We start from the raw sequence: 14486 nt of genomic DNA, 5'->3' as shown, positions 1-14486 counted from the left end.
TCATAACATTCCGAGTAGTCGATCGATGATTTGCTTCGCCTTCTCTTCGTCGCGTGCAATCATTAAAATCGTATCATCTCCACACACCGTCCCAATCAATTCATCCCATGATAGATGATCAATCAAGACGCCGATTGCATCAGCATTTCCCGGGAGCACTTTCATGACGACCAAATTTTGTGCAGAATCGACCGAGACGAAGCTGTCACTAAGGATTCGCTTCATTTTCCCGTATGGATTAAAGCGTTGATCGGCAGGCAGACTATACTTATATCGTCCATCGTTCAATGGGACTTTGACCAGATGTAACTCTTTAATATCCCGAGACACGGTTGCCTGTGTGACTGGATACCCCGAGCGACGTAGCTCATCCACCAACTCATCTTGCGTCTCGATTTCTCGATTCGTCACGATGTCTCGAATTTTAATCAATCGCTGTCCTTTGTTCATAAGCGCTGACACCTCATTTTTCGTTTCACATACACATTATCATTCTAAAGTATTGTCGAAAAAAGGTCTAGCATTCCAGGTGGGATTTCCACCATTCCCCATCTAGTAGACGAGTAAAGGAAAAAGCTACAGACAACGAGGTCTGTAGCATCATTTTATCCCTTAAGTTTGGCATGGGCCGCGTTTACGACCTCTTCGACTTGTAGCGATGGCGAGACGCCACCTACTCCTGTGTACCGAGCGAAGAGAAGAAACTCGATGTTCCCATCCCCTCCAGTGATTGGAGAGTAATCCAAAGCTTCGACAAAGAAGCCTTCCGATGCGAAGTATCGGACCATATCGCTTGCGACTCGTTCATGGACGTTACGGTCCCGAACAATTCCTTTTTTCCCGACATCGGCCTTCCCTGCTTCAAATTGAGGTTTGACGAGCGCCATGACGACACCGTCTTGCTTCAAAATTTGTTTCAACGGTGGCACCATCAGACGAAGCGAGATAAAAGAGACGTCAATCGTTGCGAAATCTGGTTGAATCGGGAACTGATCGGCCGTCGCGTGGCGGAAGTTCATCCGCTCCATGACGACGACGCGATCATCGCTCCGTAGTTTCCAGGCAAGCTGATTATAGCCGACATCGACCGCGTACATTTGAGTCGCGCCGTTTTGAAGCGCACAGTCCGTGAACCCACCCGTCGATGAGCCGATGTCGATTCCGACTCGTCCAAAGACATCGAGCGGGAAGACGTGGAGCGCTTTCTCGAGCTTCAAGCCGCCACGTCCAACATAAGGAAGAACTTGACCCTTCACTTCGAGAGGGATATCATCAAACACTTTATCGCCCGCCTTGTCTAGACGTTCTGTCCCACTATAGACGAGACCGGCCATGACCGACCGTTTTGCCTTTTCCCGTGTTTCAGCAAGTCCACGTTCGACGAGCAATACATCTAATCTAGTTTTCTTTCTTTTTTCCATAATCCCTCACACATTCTGTCGATTTGTCTCCATGACGAACCGTTCAATCGATTCCGCCATTTGGGCAGGTCGCAGTCCAATCTCTTCTAGGAGCTGGTTGACACCGCCATGCTCGATATATCGATCCGGAATACCGAGACGTTGAATCCGTGGAAACGCTCCGGCTTCATTCGCGTGTTCAAGCACGCTACTTCCAAAGCCACCGGCGAGAGCAGCCTCTTCTAATGTCACGAGCGGAATCCCCTCTGCATAAAGTGAAGTCAGCATCGCATCATCGAGCGGCTTGATGCTACGACAGTTAATGACGCGCACACTGAGCTTACCTTCTAATAGTGCTCGGACTTCGAGGGCGTCTTGCACTTGGGGACCGAACGTCAAGATAGCGACATCTGTCCCTTCTGCCTCGACTTCCCAATCATCGAGTGAAATTTCTTGAAGCGTCTCACTCATCGGAACACCGATCCCTTCACCACGCGGGAAACGAATCGCAATCGGTCCACCATCGTAACGGAGTGCAGAATAGACGAGTTGTTGTAATTCTTCTTCATCTTTCGCCATCAAAATTCGAATGTTTGGCACGTGACGCATGAAGGCGATATCGAACACACCTTGGTGCGTCTCTCCATCCGCTCCGACAAGTCCAGATCGGTCAATCGTGAACACGACGTTCAAGTTTTGACGACAAATGTCATGGACTAGTTGATCATACGCGCGTTGGAAGAAGGTCGAATAAATCGAGACGACCGGTTTCAACCCTTGCGTCGCCTGTCCCCCAGCGAGGGTGACCGCATGTTGCTCGGCAATTCCGACATCAAACATACGCTCCGGGAATTTCTTCGTAAAGCAATCGAGTTTCGAACCGACACTCATCGCTGGTGTGATCAACGTCACCCGTTCGTCTGACTCCGCCACTTTCGTGATCGTCTCCGCGACGACTTTCGAATAGCTCGGTCCTTTCGGTTTGCCTTTGATGACTTCACCGGATTCAATTTTATAAGGTCCAAGACCGTGCCATGTTCCGACACCGTCCAATTCAGCCGGACGATATCCCTTCCCTTTTTTCGTAATGACGTGGACGAGAACCGGACCGTCGATTTTCTTCGCGTACTCAAGCGTTTCGAGCAAGTCTTTCAAATCATGCCCATCTGTAGGTCCAAAGTAAGTGAAGCCAAGTTCTTCAAAGAACGTTCCCGGAATGAGAGCAGATTTTAAGAGGTCCTTCACCCGTTCCCCGCTCCGTTCAAGTGAACTCCCGACGAGCGGGATGTGTTTGATGAGTGACTCCATTTCTTCTCGAGCATGCTTCAACTTGCGCGATGCCCGGATACGACCAAGCATATTATGCATCGCTCCTACGTTCGGCGCAATCGACATCTCGTTATCATTTAGAATGACAATCACGTTCTGTTTCTCGGCACCGATGTGATTGAGGGCTTCAAGTGCCATCCCCCCAGTCAAAGCACCGTCCCCGATGATGGCGATGGCACGATCGTTGGCGCGCCCTTTCAATTCATTCGCAATCGCAATCCCCATGGCTGCAGAGAGGGAAGTCGAACTGTGCCCTGTTTCCCACACATCATGCTCGCTCTCACAACGTTTCGGGAAACCACATAACCCATTGTATTGTCGGAGAGTATCAAACTGGTTCGTACGTCCTGTCAAAATTTTATGAACGTATGCTTGATGACCGACGTCCCATACGAGTTGGTCTTTCGGACTGTCAAATACACGGTGCAAGGCAAGCGTCAACTCTACAACTCCCAAGTTTGGCGCCAAATGCCCTCCCGTCACTGCCAATTTTTCAATCAAGAATCGTCTAATGTCTGAACCGAGCGATTCGAGCTCTGATACAGACATCCGTTTCAGGAACGACGGGTCTTGAATGGATGTCAAGTCCATAATGACCATCCTTTCTCCTCACATTTTACTGATTCGTACCTTACATTTTACAAGAATGTGACGGCATATGCCACACATTCCCCAAAACAAAGGTGACACGATGTGCTCATCGTGTCACCGAGGTCAATGATTTCGTTTCACTACAAATGATAGCATCTCAAGAAGCAACGGCGCTGGAACTGAAAGTGATTCAATTGCAGCGTGTGCCGCTCCCACTTCTTGCTCAAGAGCTTGCTTCGCTCCCTCTAAGCCGAGAAGCTTCGGATAAGTCGTCTTGTCATTCAATTCATCTGAGCCGACGCGTTTTCCGATTGTTTGTTCATCTCCGACGACATCGAGGATATCGTCTTGAATCTGAAAAGCGATGCCAAGATGACGTCCGAACTGTTTGAGGTGCATCCGATCTTCCACCGATGCGCCCGCCAAAATCGCACCGGCTTCAAGTGCATAGACGAGTAGCGCACCTGTCTTCCGTTCATGAATGGATTTGAGCTCTTCAAGTGTGACGTCGTTCCGCTTTTCAGCCAGCATATCATCCAACTGGCCACCGACCATACCTGAGCTACCGGCCGCCAATCCGAAAATACGAATAATCTCGACGACATCTAGCGCAGGGAGTGGCATCTGTGTGAGAATACGGAATGCGTCCGTCAATAAGGCGTCCCCAGCCAAAATAGCGGTCGCTTCATCAAACTGACGATGATTGGTCGGTCGTCCACGACGAAGATCGTCATCATCCATGGCCGGCAAATCATCATGGATGAGTGAGTATGTATGAACCATCTCTAAACTCGCCGCCACCTCTCGTCCTCGCTCGAGTGACATGCTATACGTTTCAAGGACGGCATAGACGAGAGCAGGACGAATGCGTTTCCCGCCAGCCTCTAAAGAATACGTCATTGCGTCTCGTAATCGTTTCGGCATCTCACTCGACTCAATGAGTTCCTGCATCGCCAGTTCGACGGTCCGTTTCCACTTGTTCAAGTCATCGGTACGGTTCATGCGGATCCTCCTTTTTCACGAAGCGTCCCATCAAGTTCTAAAATTTCATCCATTTTTTTCTCGGCGGCAGAGAGTTTTGTCTGGCACAATGCAGACAAGCGGACACCTTCCTCATATAGGGTCATCGCTTCCTCTAATGGGACATCACCGCTCTCGAGTTGCGCGACGATCTGTTCGAGGCGCTCGAGCGCCGCCTCAAATGTCTGTTCTTTCTTCGTCACCGACAATCCTCTCCTTCACCTCAGCGATTGCATGACCATCCCGAAAACGAATCGAGACATCACCATCGCGTAATTGTTTCACGTTCTGCACATAGATCCCATCTTGTTCGATGAACGTATATCCACGTGACAAGACGGCGAGTGGACTGACTGCATGCAATCGTCCAACCTGTTGTGCAAATTGAAGCGTTGCTTGTTCTAATGGCTTCGTTCGACGGAGTCGCTCGACCATATGATTGACTTCTCCCCCTTGCTTGGACAACGTTTTTGAAAATCGTTTTACATCTAGCTGCTGTGACAACTGACGGAGCTGATGAGTGGCTTGGGTGAGATGTCGCCTCATCCCTTGCTCGAGACGGATTTCCGACTGGGCGAATCGTTCCCGTTTCTGAGATATCGTGTACCTCGGTGATTTTAATCCATAGCTATTGATCATCCGTTCCACACGGGTTCGCGAATCATCCAATTGGTCTCTGACGGCTTTGTGCAGATGGTTATCCAAACGTTCTACATCTTTTCGCTGCGCATCAATCATCGCGGTAGCGAGTTCAGCCGCCGCTGTCGGAGTCGCAGCCCGAACATCGGCAACGAAATCCGAAAGCGTAAAGTCTGTCTCGTGACCGACAGCAGAAATGATGGGAATCGTGGACGCATAGATTGCCTCCACCACAACATCTTCATTAAATGCCCAAAGCTCCTCGATAGAACCACCACCGCGACCGACAATGAGTACATCACAATCGGTGCGTTCGTTCATCCAGCGAATGGCAGAAGCAACTTGTGGAGCCGCCATTTCGCCCTGTACAGCAACAGGGGCGAACGTAATCGCCACATGTGGCGCACGACGTCGAAGTGTGGTTGCGATATCGTGTAGCGCTGCACCTTTTGGAGACGTCACGATTCCAACGCGCTCTGGAAACGTCGGGAGCGGGTGCTTCCGCTCCTCGTCGAACCATCCCATCTCCTCTAATTCACGCTTTCTCGCCTCATATCGCTCAAACAATAGACCGATTCCGTCTTGTCGCATCAATTCGACATATAGTTGGACATCTCCCGTAGCCTCATACATCGTCACCTTTGAGACGGCGATGACTTTCATTCCATCTTTCGGTTCGAATTGAAGTTGTTTGGCATCGCGAGAAAACATGACAGCTTTCATCCGAGACGCGTCATCTTTCAACGTGAAATAACAATGACCGGATGAATAACGTTTGAAATTTGAGATTTCACCGATGACCGCGACTTGTCGAAGCAATACATCATCATCAAGTTGTCGCTTCACATATCGAACAACTTCAGAAACCGGAAGTGGATTAGCCACGTGATGCAACCTCGACCGTATTATGCATGAGCATCGTGATGGTCATCGGACCGACACCACCCGGAACAGGGGTGATGGCACTCGCCTTCTCCTTAACAGCTTCATAGTCCACGTCACCGACTAGACGACCTTCGACCCGATTGACTCCGACATCGATGACAAGCGCGCCTGGTTTGACCATGTCTGCTGTGACTAAACCAGCGCGTCCGACAGCGACAATCAAAATGTCCGCTTGGCGTGTCATCTCACCGAGGTCAGCTGTTTTTGAATGACAATATGTGACCGTTGCTGATTCATTCAAGAACAAAATGCCTACCGGTTTACCGACAATCTGACTACGACCGACGACGACAACGTGCTTTCCGGCGATCTCGGTCTGTGTTTTTGCGAGATGCAAGATGCCGTGCGGCGTGCACGGGAGTAGCGTATCAAGTCCGAGCATCATCTTCCCAACATTCTCAGGATGAAAGCCATCGACGTCCTTTTCTGGGGAGATGCGCATGATGACTCGTGATTCGTCGATGTGTTTCGGCAGAGGGAGTTGCACGAGAATCCCGTGAACTTCTTCATCCGCATTCATCAAGTCAATCAAGTCAAGCAATTCCTTCTCGCTAATCGTCTCATCAAAACGGAGGACTTGTGAATCGATTCCGATTTCTTCTGCCGCCCGTTCCTTCCCGCGTACATAGCTATGACTTGCTGGGTCATCCCCAATCAACACGACTTTCAGTTTCGGTACGATGCCACGTGCGCGAAGTGCTGCCACACGTTCTTTTAACGTTTCTCGATATGATGCTGCCACTTGTTTCCCGTCGATCACTACTGCCATCTCTCTCATCCCCCGTTGTCTTTAGGTTTTTCTGTAGTTGGTCTGGTGTCTTATCTCTATTTTTTTAGTCTTCTTTAATGATGTTACCGAGTACGCCATTCACGAGTTTGCCGGCTTCTTCGTCCGCGAACGATTTCGCGAGTTCGACCGCTTCGTTGATGGTGACGTTTTCTGGAATCGTCTCGACGTATAACAATTCGAACGTTGCCATTCGAAGAATCGTACGCTCGACGTTTCCGAGGCGATCTAACCGCCAGTTTTTCAAGTTTTCAACTAGTAACGCATCGATATCTTCAATATGTTCTAGCGTCCCTGTGACGAGTTGTTCGTAAAACGGATCAGACTCTTCTCCATCCAATGCGAACTCGATTGCTTCGTCCACCTCTAATTTAGATACTTCGATTTGAAAAAGCGTTTGAATCGCTTTCTCTCGTGCTTCATGACGTTTCATTCAGTTACTCTCCTTTTACATGCTTTCATTGTGATAGTTTAGCATAAAGCACTCATAAATTCAGTACAAAAAACCAGGAAACCGAAATAATGTTCGGGCTTCCTGGTTCATGTTATTTTGCCAATGACATTTCTTTTTCAACGAATTTCGTATCGAACGTACCGATGCGGAACTGCTCATGTGCCATGACTTGTTGATGAAACGGAATCGTCGTTTTAATTCCCGAAACCGTAAACTCATCCAAAGCACGCAACATTTTCAGAATGGCCTCATCACGCGTTGGTGCATGAACAATCAACTTCGCTACCATCGAGTCATAGAACGGCGGGATCATCGCTCCTGCATAGAGTCCGCTATCGACACGGACACCCATACCGCCTGGAACGATATATTGGTCAATCTTCCCTGCCATCGGACGGAAGTCCATAAATGGGTCCTCCGCGTTGATTCGACATTCGATGGAATGTCCTGAGAACGTAATGTCCTCTTGTGAGATGGCAAGCGGATGTCCGAGCGCCACTTCAAGCTGCGCTTGAACGAGATCGAATCCTGTGATCATCTCGGTGACGGGATGCTCGACTTGGATCCGGGTATTCATCTCCATGAAATAAAACTCGTTTGATTCTGGAACGTAAATGAACTCGATTGTTCCCGCTCCCGAGTACTGAATGGCTTTTGCCGCTTTGACGGCAGCATCCCCCATCAATTGACGTGTCGTTTCATCAATCGCAGGTGACGGCGCCTCTTCAACTAGTTTTTGCATGCGACGTTGGATTGTACAATCACGTTCACCTAAGTGAATGACGTTACCGAATTGGTCGGCAAGAACCTGCACTTCGACGTGACGGAACGACTCGATGAACTTTTCGAGATACACGTCACCATTCCCGAACGCCTGCTTCGCTTCTTTACGTGTCGCGACCAATCCTGAAACGAGTTCGTTCTCGTCTCGAGCGACGCGAATGCCACGTCCTCCACCGCCGGCTGTCGCCTTGATGATGACCGGATAGCCCATCTCACGCGCGAGTTCCATCGCTTCTTCGTCTGTGACGACACCACTTGAACCTGGAACGACAGGAACCCCTGACTCGATCATCGTTCGTTTGGCTTCATCCTTGATTCCCATTTTGCGAATCGCATAGCTGCTTGGGCCGACAAATTGAATTCCACACGCCTCGCACATCTCAGCGAACTCGGCATTTTCAGCCAAAAAGCCGTAACCCGGATGTACCATCGTCGCATCCACGGCGCAGGCGACTGATAAAATATTTGGGATATTCAAATAGGAGTCCTTCGATGGATTCGGACCGATGCAATAAGCCTCGTCAGCCAAATGAACATGTAACGCTTCACGATCTGCCTCAGAGAAGACAGCGACCGTCGGAATATTCAATTCTTTTGCTGCACGTATGATTCGAACCGCGATTTCCCCGCGGTTAGCAATTAATAATTTCATAACGACCTCACTTCACGCTGAAGAGCGGTTGACCGAATTCGACGAGATCGCCATCGGCGACTAACACCTCTACGATTTCGCCACTGATTTCCGCTTCGACATCGTTAAACAGTTTCATCGCCTCTAGAATACAAACGATTTGTCCTGACTCGACACGATCGCCGACGTTCACGAACGCTTCTTTATCCGGGGCCGGACGTGAATAGAACGTTCCAACCATCGGAGAGGTGATAGTACGATAAGACGCCTTTTCTTGCGTCGGTTCTTCTGTTTGTTCATTTACTTGAGGAGCAGGCGCAGGCGGTGCGAATGCTTGTGTCTGCATGATAGGCGCGCTCACTGTTTGTTGCGCTTCTTTCTTTAATGACAGTTTGAAATCAGATGTTTCAAGCTCCATTTCATGGACTGATGATTGGTCCAATAATTGAATAAGCTCTTTAATTTGATCGATTTGCATCTTTCTTACCCCCTGTTTATACCTGGTACTAATCTCTCCTTCACTATAACTGGTCAGACCAATGAATGCAACGAGAAAAAAAGAGCGCCCATTCATTCGAATGAGCACTCGTAAGGATTAACCGTTATAACGACCCATGAACTCTCCAGTACGTGTATCGACTGTCACTTTTTCACCTGGTTCGATGAAAAGTGGCACTTGAATGACATGTCCTGTTTCCACTGTCGCGTTTTTCTTCACGTTCGATGCCGTGTCACCTTTTACGCCTGGGTCTGCTTCGACGATTGTCAAGACAACGCTCGTTGGAAGCTCGATTCCAAGAATCTCCCCTTCGTAGTCCGCGATGCTGACTTCCATGTTCTCAAGCAAATATGGAAGTGCTGATTTGACTTGAGCGCTTGTCAATTCAAGTTGCTCGTATGATTCATTGTCCATGAAGACATACGTGTCGCCCATTGGATAAAGATATTGCATGCGTTTACGCTCGATGTGTGCGCGTTCGATTTTTTCTCCACCACGGAACGTCGTTTCTTGGATTGCACCGTTACGCAAGTTACGCATTTTCGTACGAACGAATGCCGCTCCTTTACCCGGTTTTACGTGTTGGAACTCGATGACTTGCCAAATCGAACCGTCAGACGTTTTGACCGTCAATCCTGTTTTTAAATCGTTAACTGATACCATATTGATTTCCTCCTAAATTCAGATGAAGCTTATGCCTCGATCGTAATTAACTCTTTTGGCGACTGTGTCAGACGGTAGCATCCGTCTTCTGTGATGACGACATCGTCTTCAATCCGGCAACCACCGACACCGTTGATGTAAATACCCGGCTCGATCGTTACGACCATACCAGGTTCGAGCACCGTTTCCGAACGGAACGATAATCCTGGGGCCTCATGCACTTCCATTCCAAGACCATGTCCTGTCGAGTGGCCGAAGTACTCGCCATATCCAGCTTCTTTAATAATATCGCGTGTCAATGCATCCGCTTCAATGCCAGTGATTCCGGCACGTGTGCCTTCTACACCAGCAAGTTGGGCACGAAGTACCGTATCGTAGATTTGACGCAACTCATCCGAAATCGGACCGATTGCAAGCGTACGCGTGATATCTGAGCAGTACCCTTTATAGTAAGCACCGAAATCAAGCGTAACCAATTCTCCAGATTCGATGACTTTATCACTTGCCACACCGTGTGGTAGCGCCGAACGGAGACCCGAGGCGACAATCATGTCGAACGATGACGAGTCAGCACCTTTTGAACGCATGAACATTTCGAGTTCGTTCGCGACTTCTCTCTCGGTACGACCAGGACGAATGAACGTCTGGATATGGGTGTACGCCGCATCAGCGATTGCCGCAGCTTCCTTCATAATCTTAATCTCTGATTCATCCTTAATCAAGCGCAGTTTTTCTACGATTCCAGACGTCTCAATAAGTTGAGCGTCGACATCTTTTTCATAGGCACGATATTGCCCCACTGTCATCGCATCCTGCTCGATGCCAAGGCGCTTGATGGATTCACGGGACACGACATCTGCTACCGACTTGATGAGTGATGTATCAAGCTCAATGATGTCGTACCCTTTTACTTGATCGTTCGCTTGTTCCGTGTAACGGAAGTCCGTGATGAAACTTGCCGAATTCGACGTGATGACGATGACACCGCTCGACCCGGTGAAACCAGATAAGTAGCGGATATTCTCACGTTTTGTGACGAGTAATGCATCAATCTCGTTTTTTCCTAACTGTGCTTGCAGTTTGTTTACGCGTTCAATCATGTCGATTCCTCCAATGTTCGATTAGTGCATGCAGCGCTAACGTATAGCTCGTGAGTCCAAAACCGGTAATGACACCGATACAGACGGCAGCAAGTTTCGACTCATGCCGAAAAGCCTCGCGTGCATGCACGTTCGAGATATGTACTTCAACGACTGGGGCAGCGATAGCGGATATGGCATCCCGGATCGCGATTGATGTATGCGTATAGGCACCTGCATTCAATATGACACCCTCATAATCAAAAGCGTCATGTAGCGCATCAATTAAATCTCCCTCATGATTCGATTGTTTAAAGGTGAGTTCGACGTCTTCTGGAGCGCGCAGCATCAGTTCTGCCGCCAAACCTTTCAACGACACCTCGCCATATACATTCGGTTCACGACGACCCAGTAGATTTAAATTCGGTCCATTTAAAACTAAAATCCGCAACCTTCTTCCCCCTCGTTCGTCAAGTCTCATCTATTGTAACAAATTTATCGAAAGAACGTGAATCGAGCCTTCTGCCCTTTCGTTTTTTTTACAAATCACGGTATAATTCAAGTACAACATTTGAAGAATCGAGGAAAGTGAATGAATTCCAAACCAACCATCCCAGTCGGGGGACAGGCGCTCGTGGAAGGCGTCATGTTTCAAGGCCGCTCTGAAAGCGCATCTGCCATCCGGCGAAAAGATGGCTCGATTGAAACATTCGAGCAAGCGCGTATTCTTGTCCCTTGGGTCCAATCTTTAAAAAAAGTACCTTTCTTGAGAGGGATTGTCGCGCTGTATGAATCGTTAAAGAACGGTTCTGCACATATGAACTTTGCGAGCGATCGATATGATGTCGATCCAAGTGAAGATACGAACACGAACGAAGACCAAAAACAGAGCATATGGATGATTGCCTTCATCGCAATCGTCGGTGTCATCTCGTACGTTTTTGGTAAATTGATTTTCAATGTGACGCCAGCACTTCTCGCGGCCATGTTTCAAGACGTACCTTTATTTTCCGGACATGTGATTCAAAACCTCCTTGAAGGGGGAATAAAATTAGTATTGTTACTCAGCTACCTTTACTTGATATCATTGACGCCACTCATTAAGCGTGTCTTCCAATATCACGGCGCTGAGCATAAAGTCATCAATTGCTATGAGTCCGGGCGTCCGGTCACGGTTGAACAAGTACGCCAAAGCTCGCGATTGCATTATCGCTGTGGCTCAAGCTTCATTTTATTCACCGTCTTCGTCGGGATTGGCGTTTACATGATTGTGCCAATCGATCCGCTCTGGTTGCGACTCATCAGCCGAATCGCGCTATTGCCGGTCGTCATCGGAATCTCATTTGAAGTCCTGCAGTTTACCAATCGTTTCCGCGACCATCGCTTTCTGTCATTCCTTGGCAAACCGGGCCTGTCGCTCCAATTATTGACGACACGAGAGCCAAATGATGAGCAGATTCAAGTCGCGATTGAAGCATTTGAGACATGGGAACGAAAAGAGTTAGGAGAATCGGTCATTCATAGAGAGGGATAAGAGGAGGAAGCACCATGATCAGACAAAGAGTCGGTTCGATCGCTGCAACAATCGTGTTTATCCTTGGCTTCATCGGGGTCGGGCATATGCTTGCCACCGATCCAGGTCGCCTGTTTAGACAATTGTTGTTCATCGGGATATTCGGGTTAGTCTTTTATGTGATCTATCGCGTCTTCATGGCACCACGCATGTCTGCAGAAGATGCACGCTATCGTAAAACCGCGCAAGCCTCAAAAAAACGAATGCAGGGAAGTCGTGGTCCTCAAGTCAAACCTTCCGCTTCCGCTAAAAACCGGAAAGGGAAGAAACCTGGTTCGAACGTCACCAAGTTATCTAAACGTTCAACCGTACATCGTAGCAATCCTCCACACCTAACAGTGATTGAAGGTAAAAAAGGGAAGAAGAAAAAGAAAGCAAACATGTAAAAGGAGCGCCACGGCGCTCCTTTTTATGTTGTTTCTACATATCCGATATATGGCAGATTCCGATATTGCTCCGCGTAATCGATTCCATACCCGATGACGAACTCATCAGGAATCTCGAATCCGACATAGTCTGCGTCCAACTGAACGAGTCGACGCGCCGGCTTATCGAGAAGCGTACAAATTTTCAACTGTTTCGGTTGATGGAGCTCCATATGTTTACATAAGAATTTCAACGTCTGTCCCGTGTCGATGATGTCCTCGATAATGACAACATACTTTCCTTCCACATCTAAATCCAAGTCCTTTCGAAGTTGCACACTCCCACTCGAGACCGACTTTTTCCCGTAAGAAGACGTCGCGACCGTATCGAGCTGAACGCTCCCTTTCATGTATCGCATCAAGTCTGCCGCAAAGACCATCGAGCCTTTTAATACGGCGACGATCACAATCGGTATCCCCTCTGCATCGTTCTCAATCTCTTCAGCCAATTCTTTCACACGTTTTTGAATCTGCTGTTCATCAAACAGTTTTCCTTTAATTTGAATCTCCATTTATCCGGCGAATGTTCGCCGTCACCCCCTATCTATTCAATCCACGATTCATCTTAACATAATGACGACTAAAAAATATACATTCTAAGATAAATATGAATGTTTCGTTCGTATTTTAGCGATATTGAGCAAAATAAAAAGCATCAATCGAGTTAGATTGATGCTTTTCACATATTATTCTTCTGAAGCTCGTTCTTGTTCCCGAAATTCTCTAAATTGATTCATGAGTTCAGGCTTATCTTCAAAAAATTCCACAAACTGTGTCATGCAGTCGAGCGTGTTCGAACTGAGATGGTGTTCGATACCCTCGACATCCTCGTACACATCTGCTTCATCTACTCCGATTAGACGTAAAAAAGACTCGAGCATCGCATGACGCTCGACCAATCGCTTCCCTACTTTTTGACCCTTTTTTGTAAGCATGAGACCACGATACTTTTCATACACAAGATATTCTTCACGGTCCAACTTTTGAACCATTTTGGTGACAGAGGAGGGATGGACCCCTAAATGTTCCGCAATATCAGATACACGCGCATAGCCTTTCTCTGACATCAATAAATAAATACGTTCTAAATAATCTTCCATACTCGGCGTCGGCATGGGCACGACCTCCCCTAATGTTCCGGTTTCCATTCCTTATTTTATCCTAATTAGAATGAAATCGAAAGGGAAAGCCCCGATTGATTGAGTCAATCATTGTCTCATGACCTTAATTTCATTATAATGAGATATGGTAACTTTGAAAGAGAAGGGAAGAACATCTATGGGACTCGAAACAATCCTCGTCATCCTCCTATGGGTTGCCTTGATCGCCTACATCGTATGGCGTTTCATGCCAGCTCGCGGGTTGAAAAAAATGAAACAAGAAGAATTCCGTGCCTCACTCCGTAAAGGTCAGTTAATTGACGTGCGTGAACCGAACGAATACAAAGGTGGACATATCGTTGGTGCCCGGAATATCCCGGTCGGCCAAATGAAACTACGCATGAAAGAACTGCGTAAAGATCAACCGATTTTAATTTACTGTCAAGGTAGTTCACGTTCAAACCAGGCGGCTAAACTCCTCATGAAGAACGGATACAACAATATCTACATGCTCGAAGGCGGCTTCAAGAACTGGAAGGGCAAGATTAAAAAAGCATAAAAAAACGGG

General features: G+C 47.9%; 18 protein-coding genes. 3 read left to right on the top strand and 15 right to left on the bottom strand.

Annotated elements, in window-relative coordinates:
- The 13 genes from ahrC to aroQ all read right to left on the bottom strand — a co-directional run bounded on the left by ahrC (nt 1) and on the right by aroQ (nt 11271).
- On the bottom strand, nt 1-450 hold the full coding sequence (gene ahrC / locus KNO79_RS05265; RefSeq protein ID WP_012726567.1) for a transcriptional regulator AhrC/ArgR: 450 nt from the start codon (nt 448-450) through the stop codon (nt 1-3).
- Between the two features lie 155 nt (nt 451-605).
- A complete protein-coding gene (locus KNO79_RS05260; protein ID WP_214690771.1) occupies nt 606-1421 on the bottom strand; it encodes a TlyA family RNA methyltransferase in 816 nt (271 codons plus the stop codon).
- A 6-nt stretch (nt 1422-1427) separates the two neighbouring features.
- Nucleotides 1428-3320 carry a 1-deoxy-D-xylulose-5-phosphate synthase gene (gene dxs / locus KNO79_RS05255; protein WP_196431845.1) on the bottom strand — a complete coding sequence of 631 codons (1893 nt, stop codon included), beginning with the start codon at nt 3318-3320 and terminating at the stop codon, nt 1428-1430.
- A 123-nt stretch (nt 3321-3443) separates the two neighbouring features.
- Nucleotides 3444-4322, bottom strand: coding sequence for a polyprenyl synthetase family protein (locus KNO79_RS05250; RefSeq protein WP_214690770.1), 879 nt, complete (start codon nt 4320-4322; stop codon nt 3444-3446).
- Nucleotides 4319-4543 carry an exodeoxyribonuclease VII small subunit gene (gene xseB / locus KNO79_RS05245; protein ID WP_012726571.1) on the bottom strand — a complete coding sequence of 75 codons (225 nt, stop codon included), beginning with the start codon at nt 4541-4543 and terminating at the stop codon, nt 4319-4321. The genes KNO79_RS05250 and xseB overlap by 4 nt, the downstream gene beginning before the upstream one ends.
- Nucleotides 4518-5864 (bottom strand): exodeoxyribonuclease VII large subunit, encoded by a 1347-nt coding sequence (gene xseA, locus KNO79_RS05240; RefSeq protein ID WP_214690769.1) that lies wholly within the window; start codon nt 5862-5864, stop codon nt 4518-4520. Before xseA ends, xseB begins: the two co-directional genes overlap by 26 nt.
- Nucleotides 5857-6693, bottom strand: coding sequence for a bifunctional methylenetetrahydrofolate dehydrogenase/methenyltetrahydrofolate cyclohydrolase FolD (folD, locus tag KNO79_RS05235; RefSeq protein ID WP_214690768.1), 837 nt, complete (start codon nt 6691-6693; stop codon nt 5857-5859). The genes xseA and folD overlap by 8 nt, the downstream gene beginning before the upstream one ends.
- A 64-nt stretch (nt 6694-6757) precedes the next feature.
- Nucleotides 6758-7144 carry a transcription antitermination factor NusB gene (gene nusB, locus KNO79_RS05230; protein WP_078147109.1) on the bottom strand — a complete coding sequence of 129 codons (387 nt, stop codon included), beginning with the start codon at nt 7142-7144 and terminating at the stop codon, nt 6758-6760.
- Between the two features lie 112 nt (nt 7145-7256).
- Nucleotides 7257-8600 (bottom strand): acetyl-CoA carboxylase biotin carboxylase subunit, encoded by a 1344-nt coding sequence (accC, locus tag KNO79_RS05225; RefSeq protein ID WP_214690767.1) that lies wholly within the window; start codon nt 8598-8600, stop codon nt 7257-7259.
- A 7-nt stretch (nt 8601-8607) separates the two neighbouring features.
- Nucleotides 8608-9057 carry an acetyl-CoA carboxylase biotin carboxyl carrier protein gene (accB, locus tag KNO79_RS05220; protein ID WP_012726576.1) on the bottom strand — a complete coding sequence of 150 codons (450 nt, stop codon included), beginning with the start codon at nt 9055-9057 and terminating at the stop codon, nt 8608-8610.
- Between the two features lie 117 nt (nt 9058-9174).
- Nucleotides 9175-9741, bottom strand: a complete 567-nt coding sequence (gene efp, locus KNO79_RS05215; protein ID WP_012726577.1) for an elongation factor P — start codon at nt 9739-9741, stop codon at nt 9175-9177.
- A 29-nt stretch (nt 9742-9770) separates the two neighbouring features.
- Nucleotides 9771-10838 carry a M24 family metallopeptidase gene (locus tag KNO79_RS05210; protein WP_214691267.1) on the bottom strand — a complete coding sequence of 356 codons (1068 nt, stop codon included), beginning with the start codon at nt 10836-10838 and terminating at the stop codon, nt 9771-9773.
- Complete coding sequence (aroQ, locus tag KNO79_RS05205) at nt 10834-11271, bottom strand: type II 3-dehydroquinate dehydratase (RefSeq protein WP_374193975.1); 438 nt, start codon at nt 11269-11271, stop codon at nt 10834-10836. Before aroQ ends, KNO79_RS05210 begins: the two co-directional genes overlap by 5 nt.
- A 141-nt stretch (nt 11272-11412) precedes the next feature.
- On the opposite strand from aroQ, the gene KNO79_RS05200 reads away from it, so the two are divergent.
- Nucleotides 11413-12354 (top strand): DUF1385 domain-containing protein, encoded by a 942-nt coding sequence (locus KNO79_RS05200; protein WP_214690765.1) that lies wholly within the window; start codon nt 11413-11415, stop codon nt 12352-12354.
- Nucleotides 12355-12368: 14 nt separating this feature from the next.
- On the top strand, nt 12369-12779 hold the full coding sequence (locus tag KNO79_RS05195) for an SA1362 family protein (protein ID WP_159562465.1): 411 nt from the start codon (nt 12369-12371) through the stop codon (nt 12777-12779).
- A gap of 23 nt (nt 12780-12802) precedes the next feature.
- Here KNO79_RS05195 and hpt read toward each other — a convergent pair whose 3' ends face one another.
- Both hpt and mntR read right to left on the bottom strand, forming a co-directional pair.
- Entirely contained in the window at nt 12803-13330 is a 528-nt protein-coding gene (gene hpt, locus KNO79_RS05190; RefSeq protein ID WP_159562466.1) for a hypoxanthine phosphoribosyltransferase, read from the bottom strand.
- A 174-nt stretch (nt 13331-13504) separates the two neighbouring features.
- On the bottom strand, nt 13505-13933 hold the full coding sequence (mntR, locus tag KNO79_RS05185) for a transcriptional regulator MntR (protein ID WP_159562467.1): 429 nt from the start codon (nt 13931-13933) through the stop codon (nt 13505-13507).
- A gap of 163 nt (nt 13934-14096) precedes the next feature.
- Here mntR and KNO79_RS05180 point away from each other — a divergent pair, with 163 nt between their 5' ends.
- Nucleotides 14097-14477 (top strand): rhodanese-like domain-containing protein, encoded by a 381-nt coding sequence (locus KNO79_RS05180; protein WP_012726584.1) that lies wholly within the window; start codon nt 14097-14099, stop codon nt 14475-14477.
- The last annotated feature ends 9 nt before the right edge of the window (nt 14478-14486 follow it).

Origin of the sequence: Exiguobacterium sp. s43, from assembly GCF_018617255.1 — a bacterium.
Lineage (GTDB): Bacteria > Bacillota > Bacilli > Exiguobacteriales > Exiguobacteriaceae > Exiguobacterium > Exiguobacterium profundum.
Note: the sequence above shows the minus strand (reverse complement) of the source record. Positions and strands in the feature narration are given on the sequence as shown.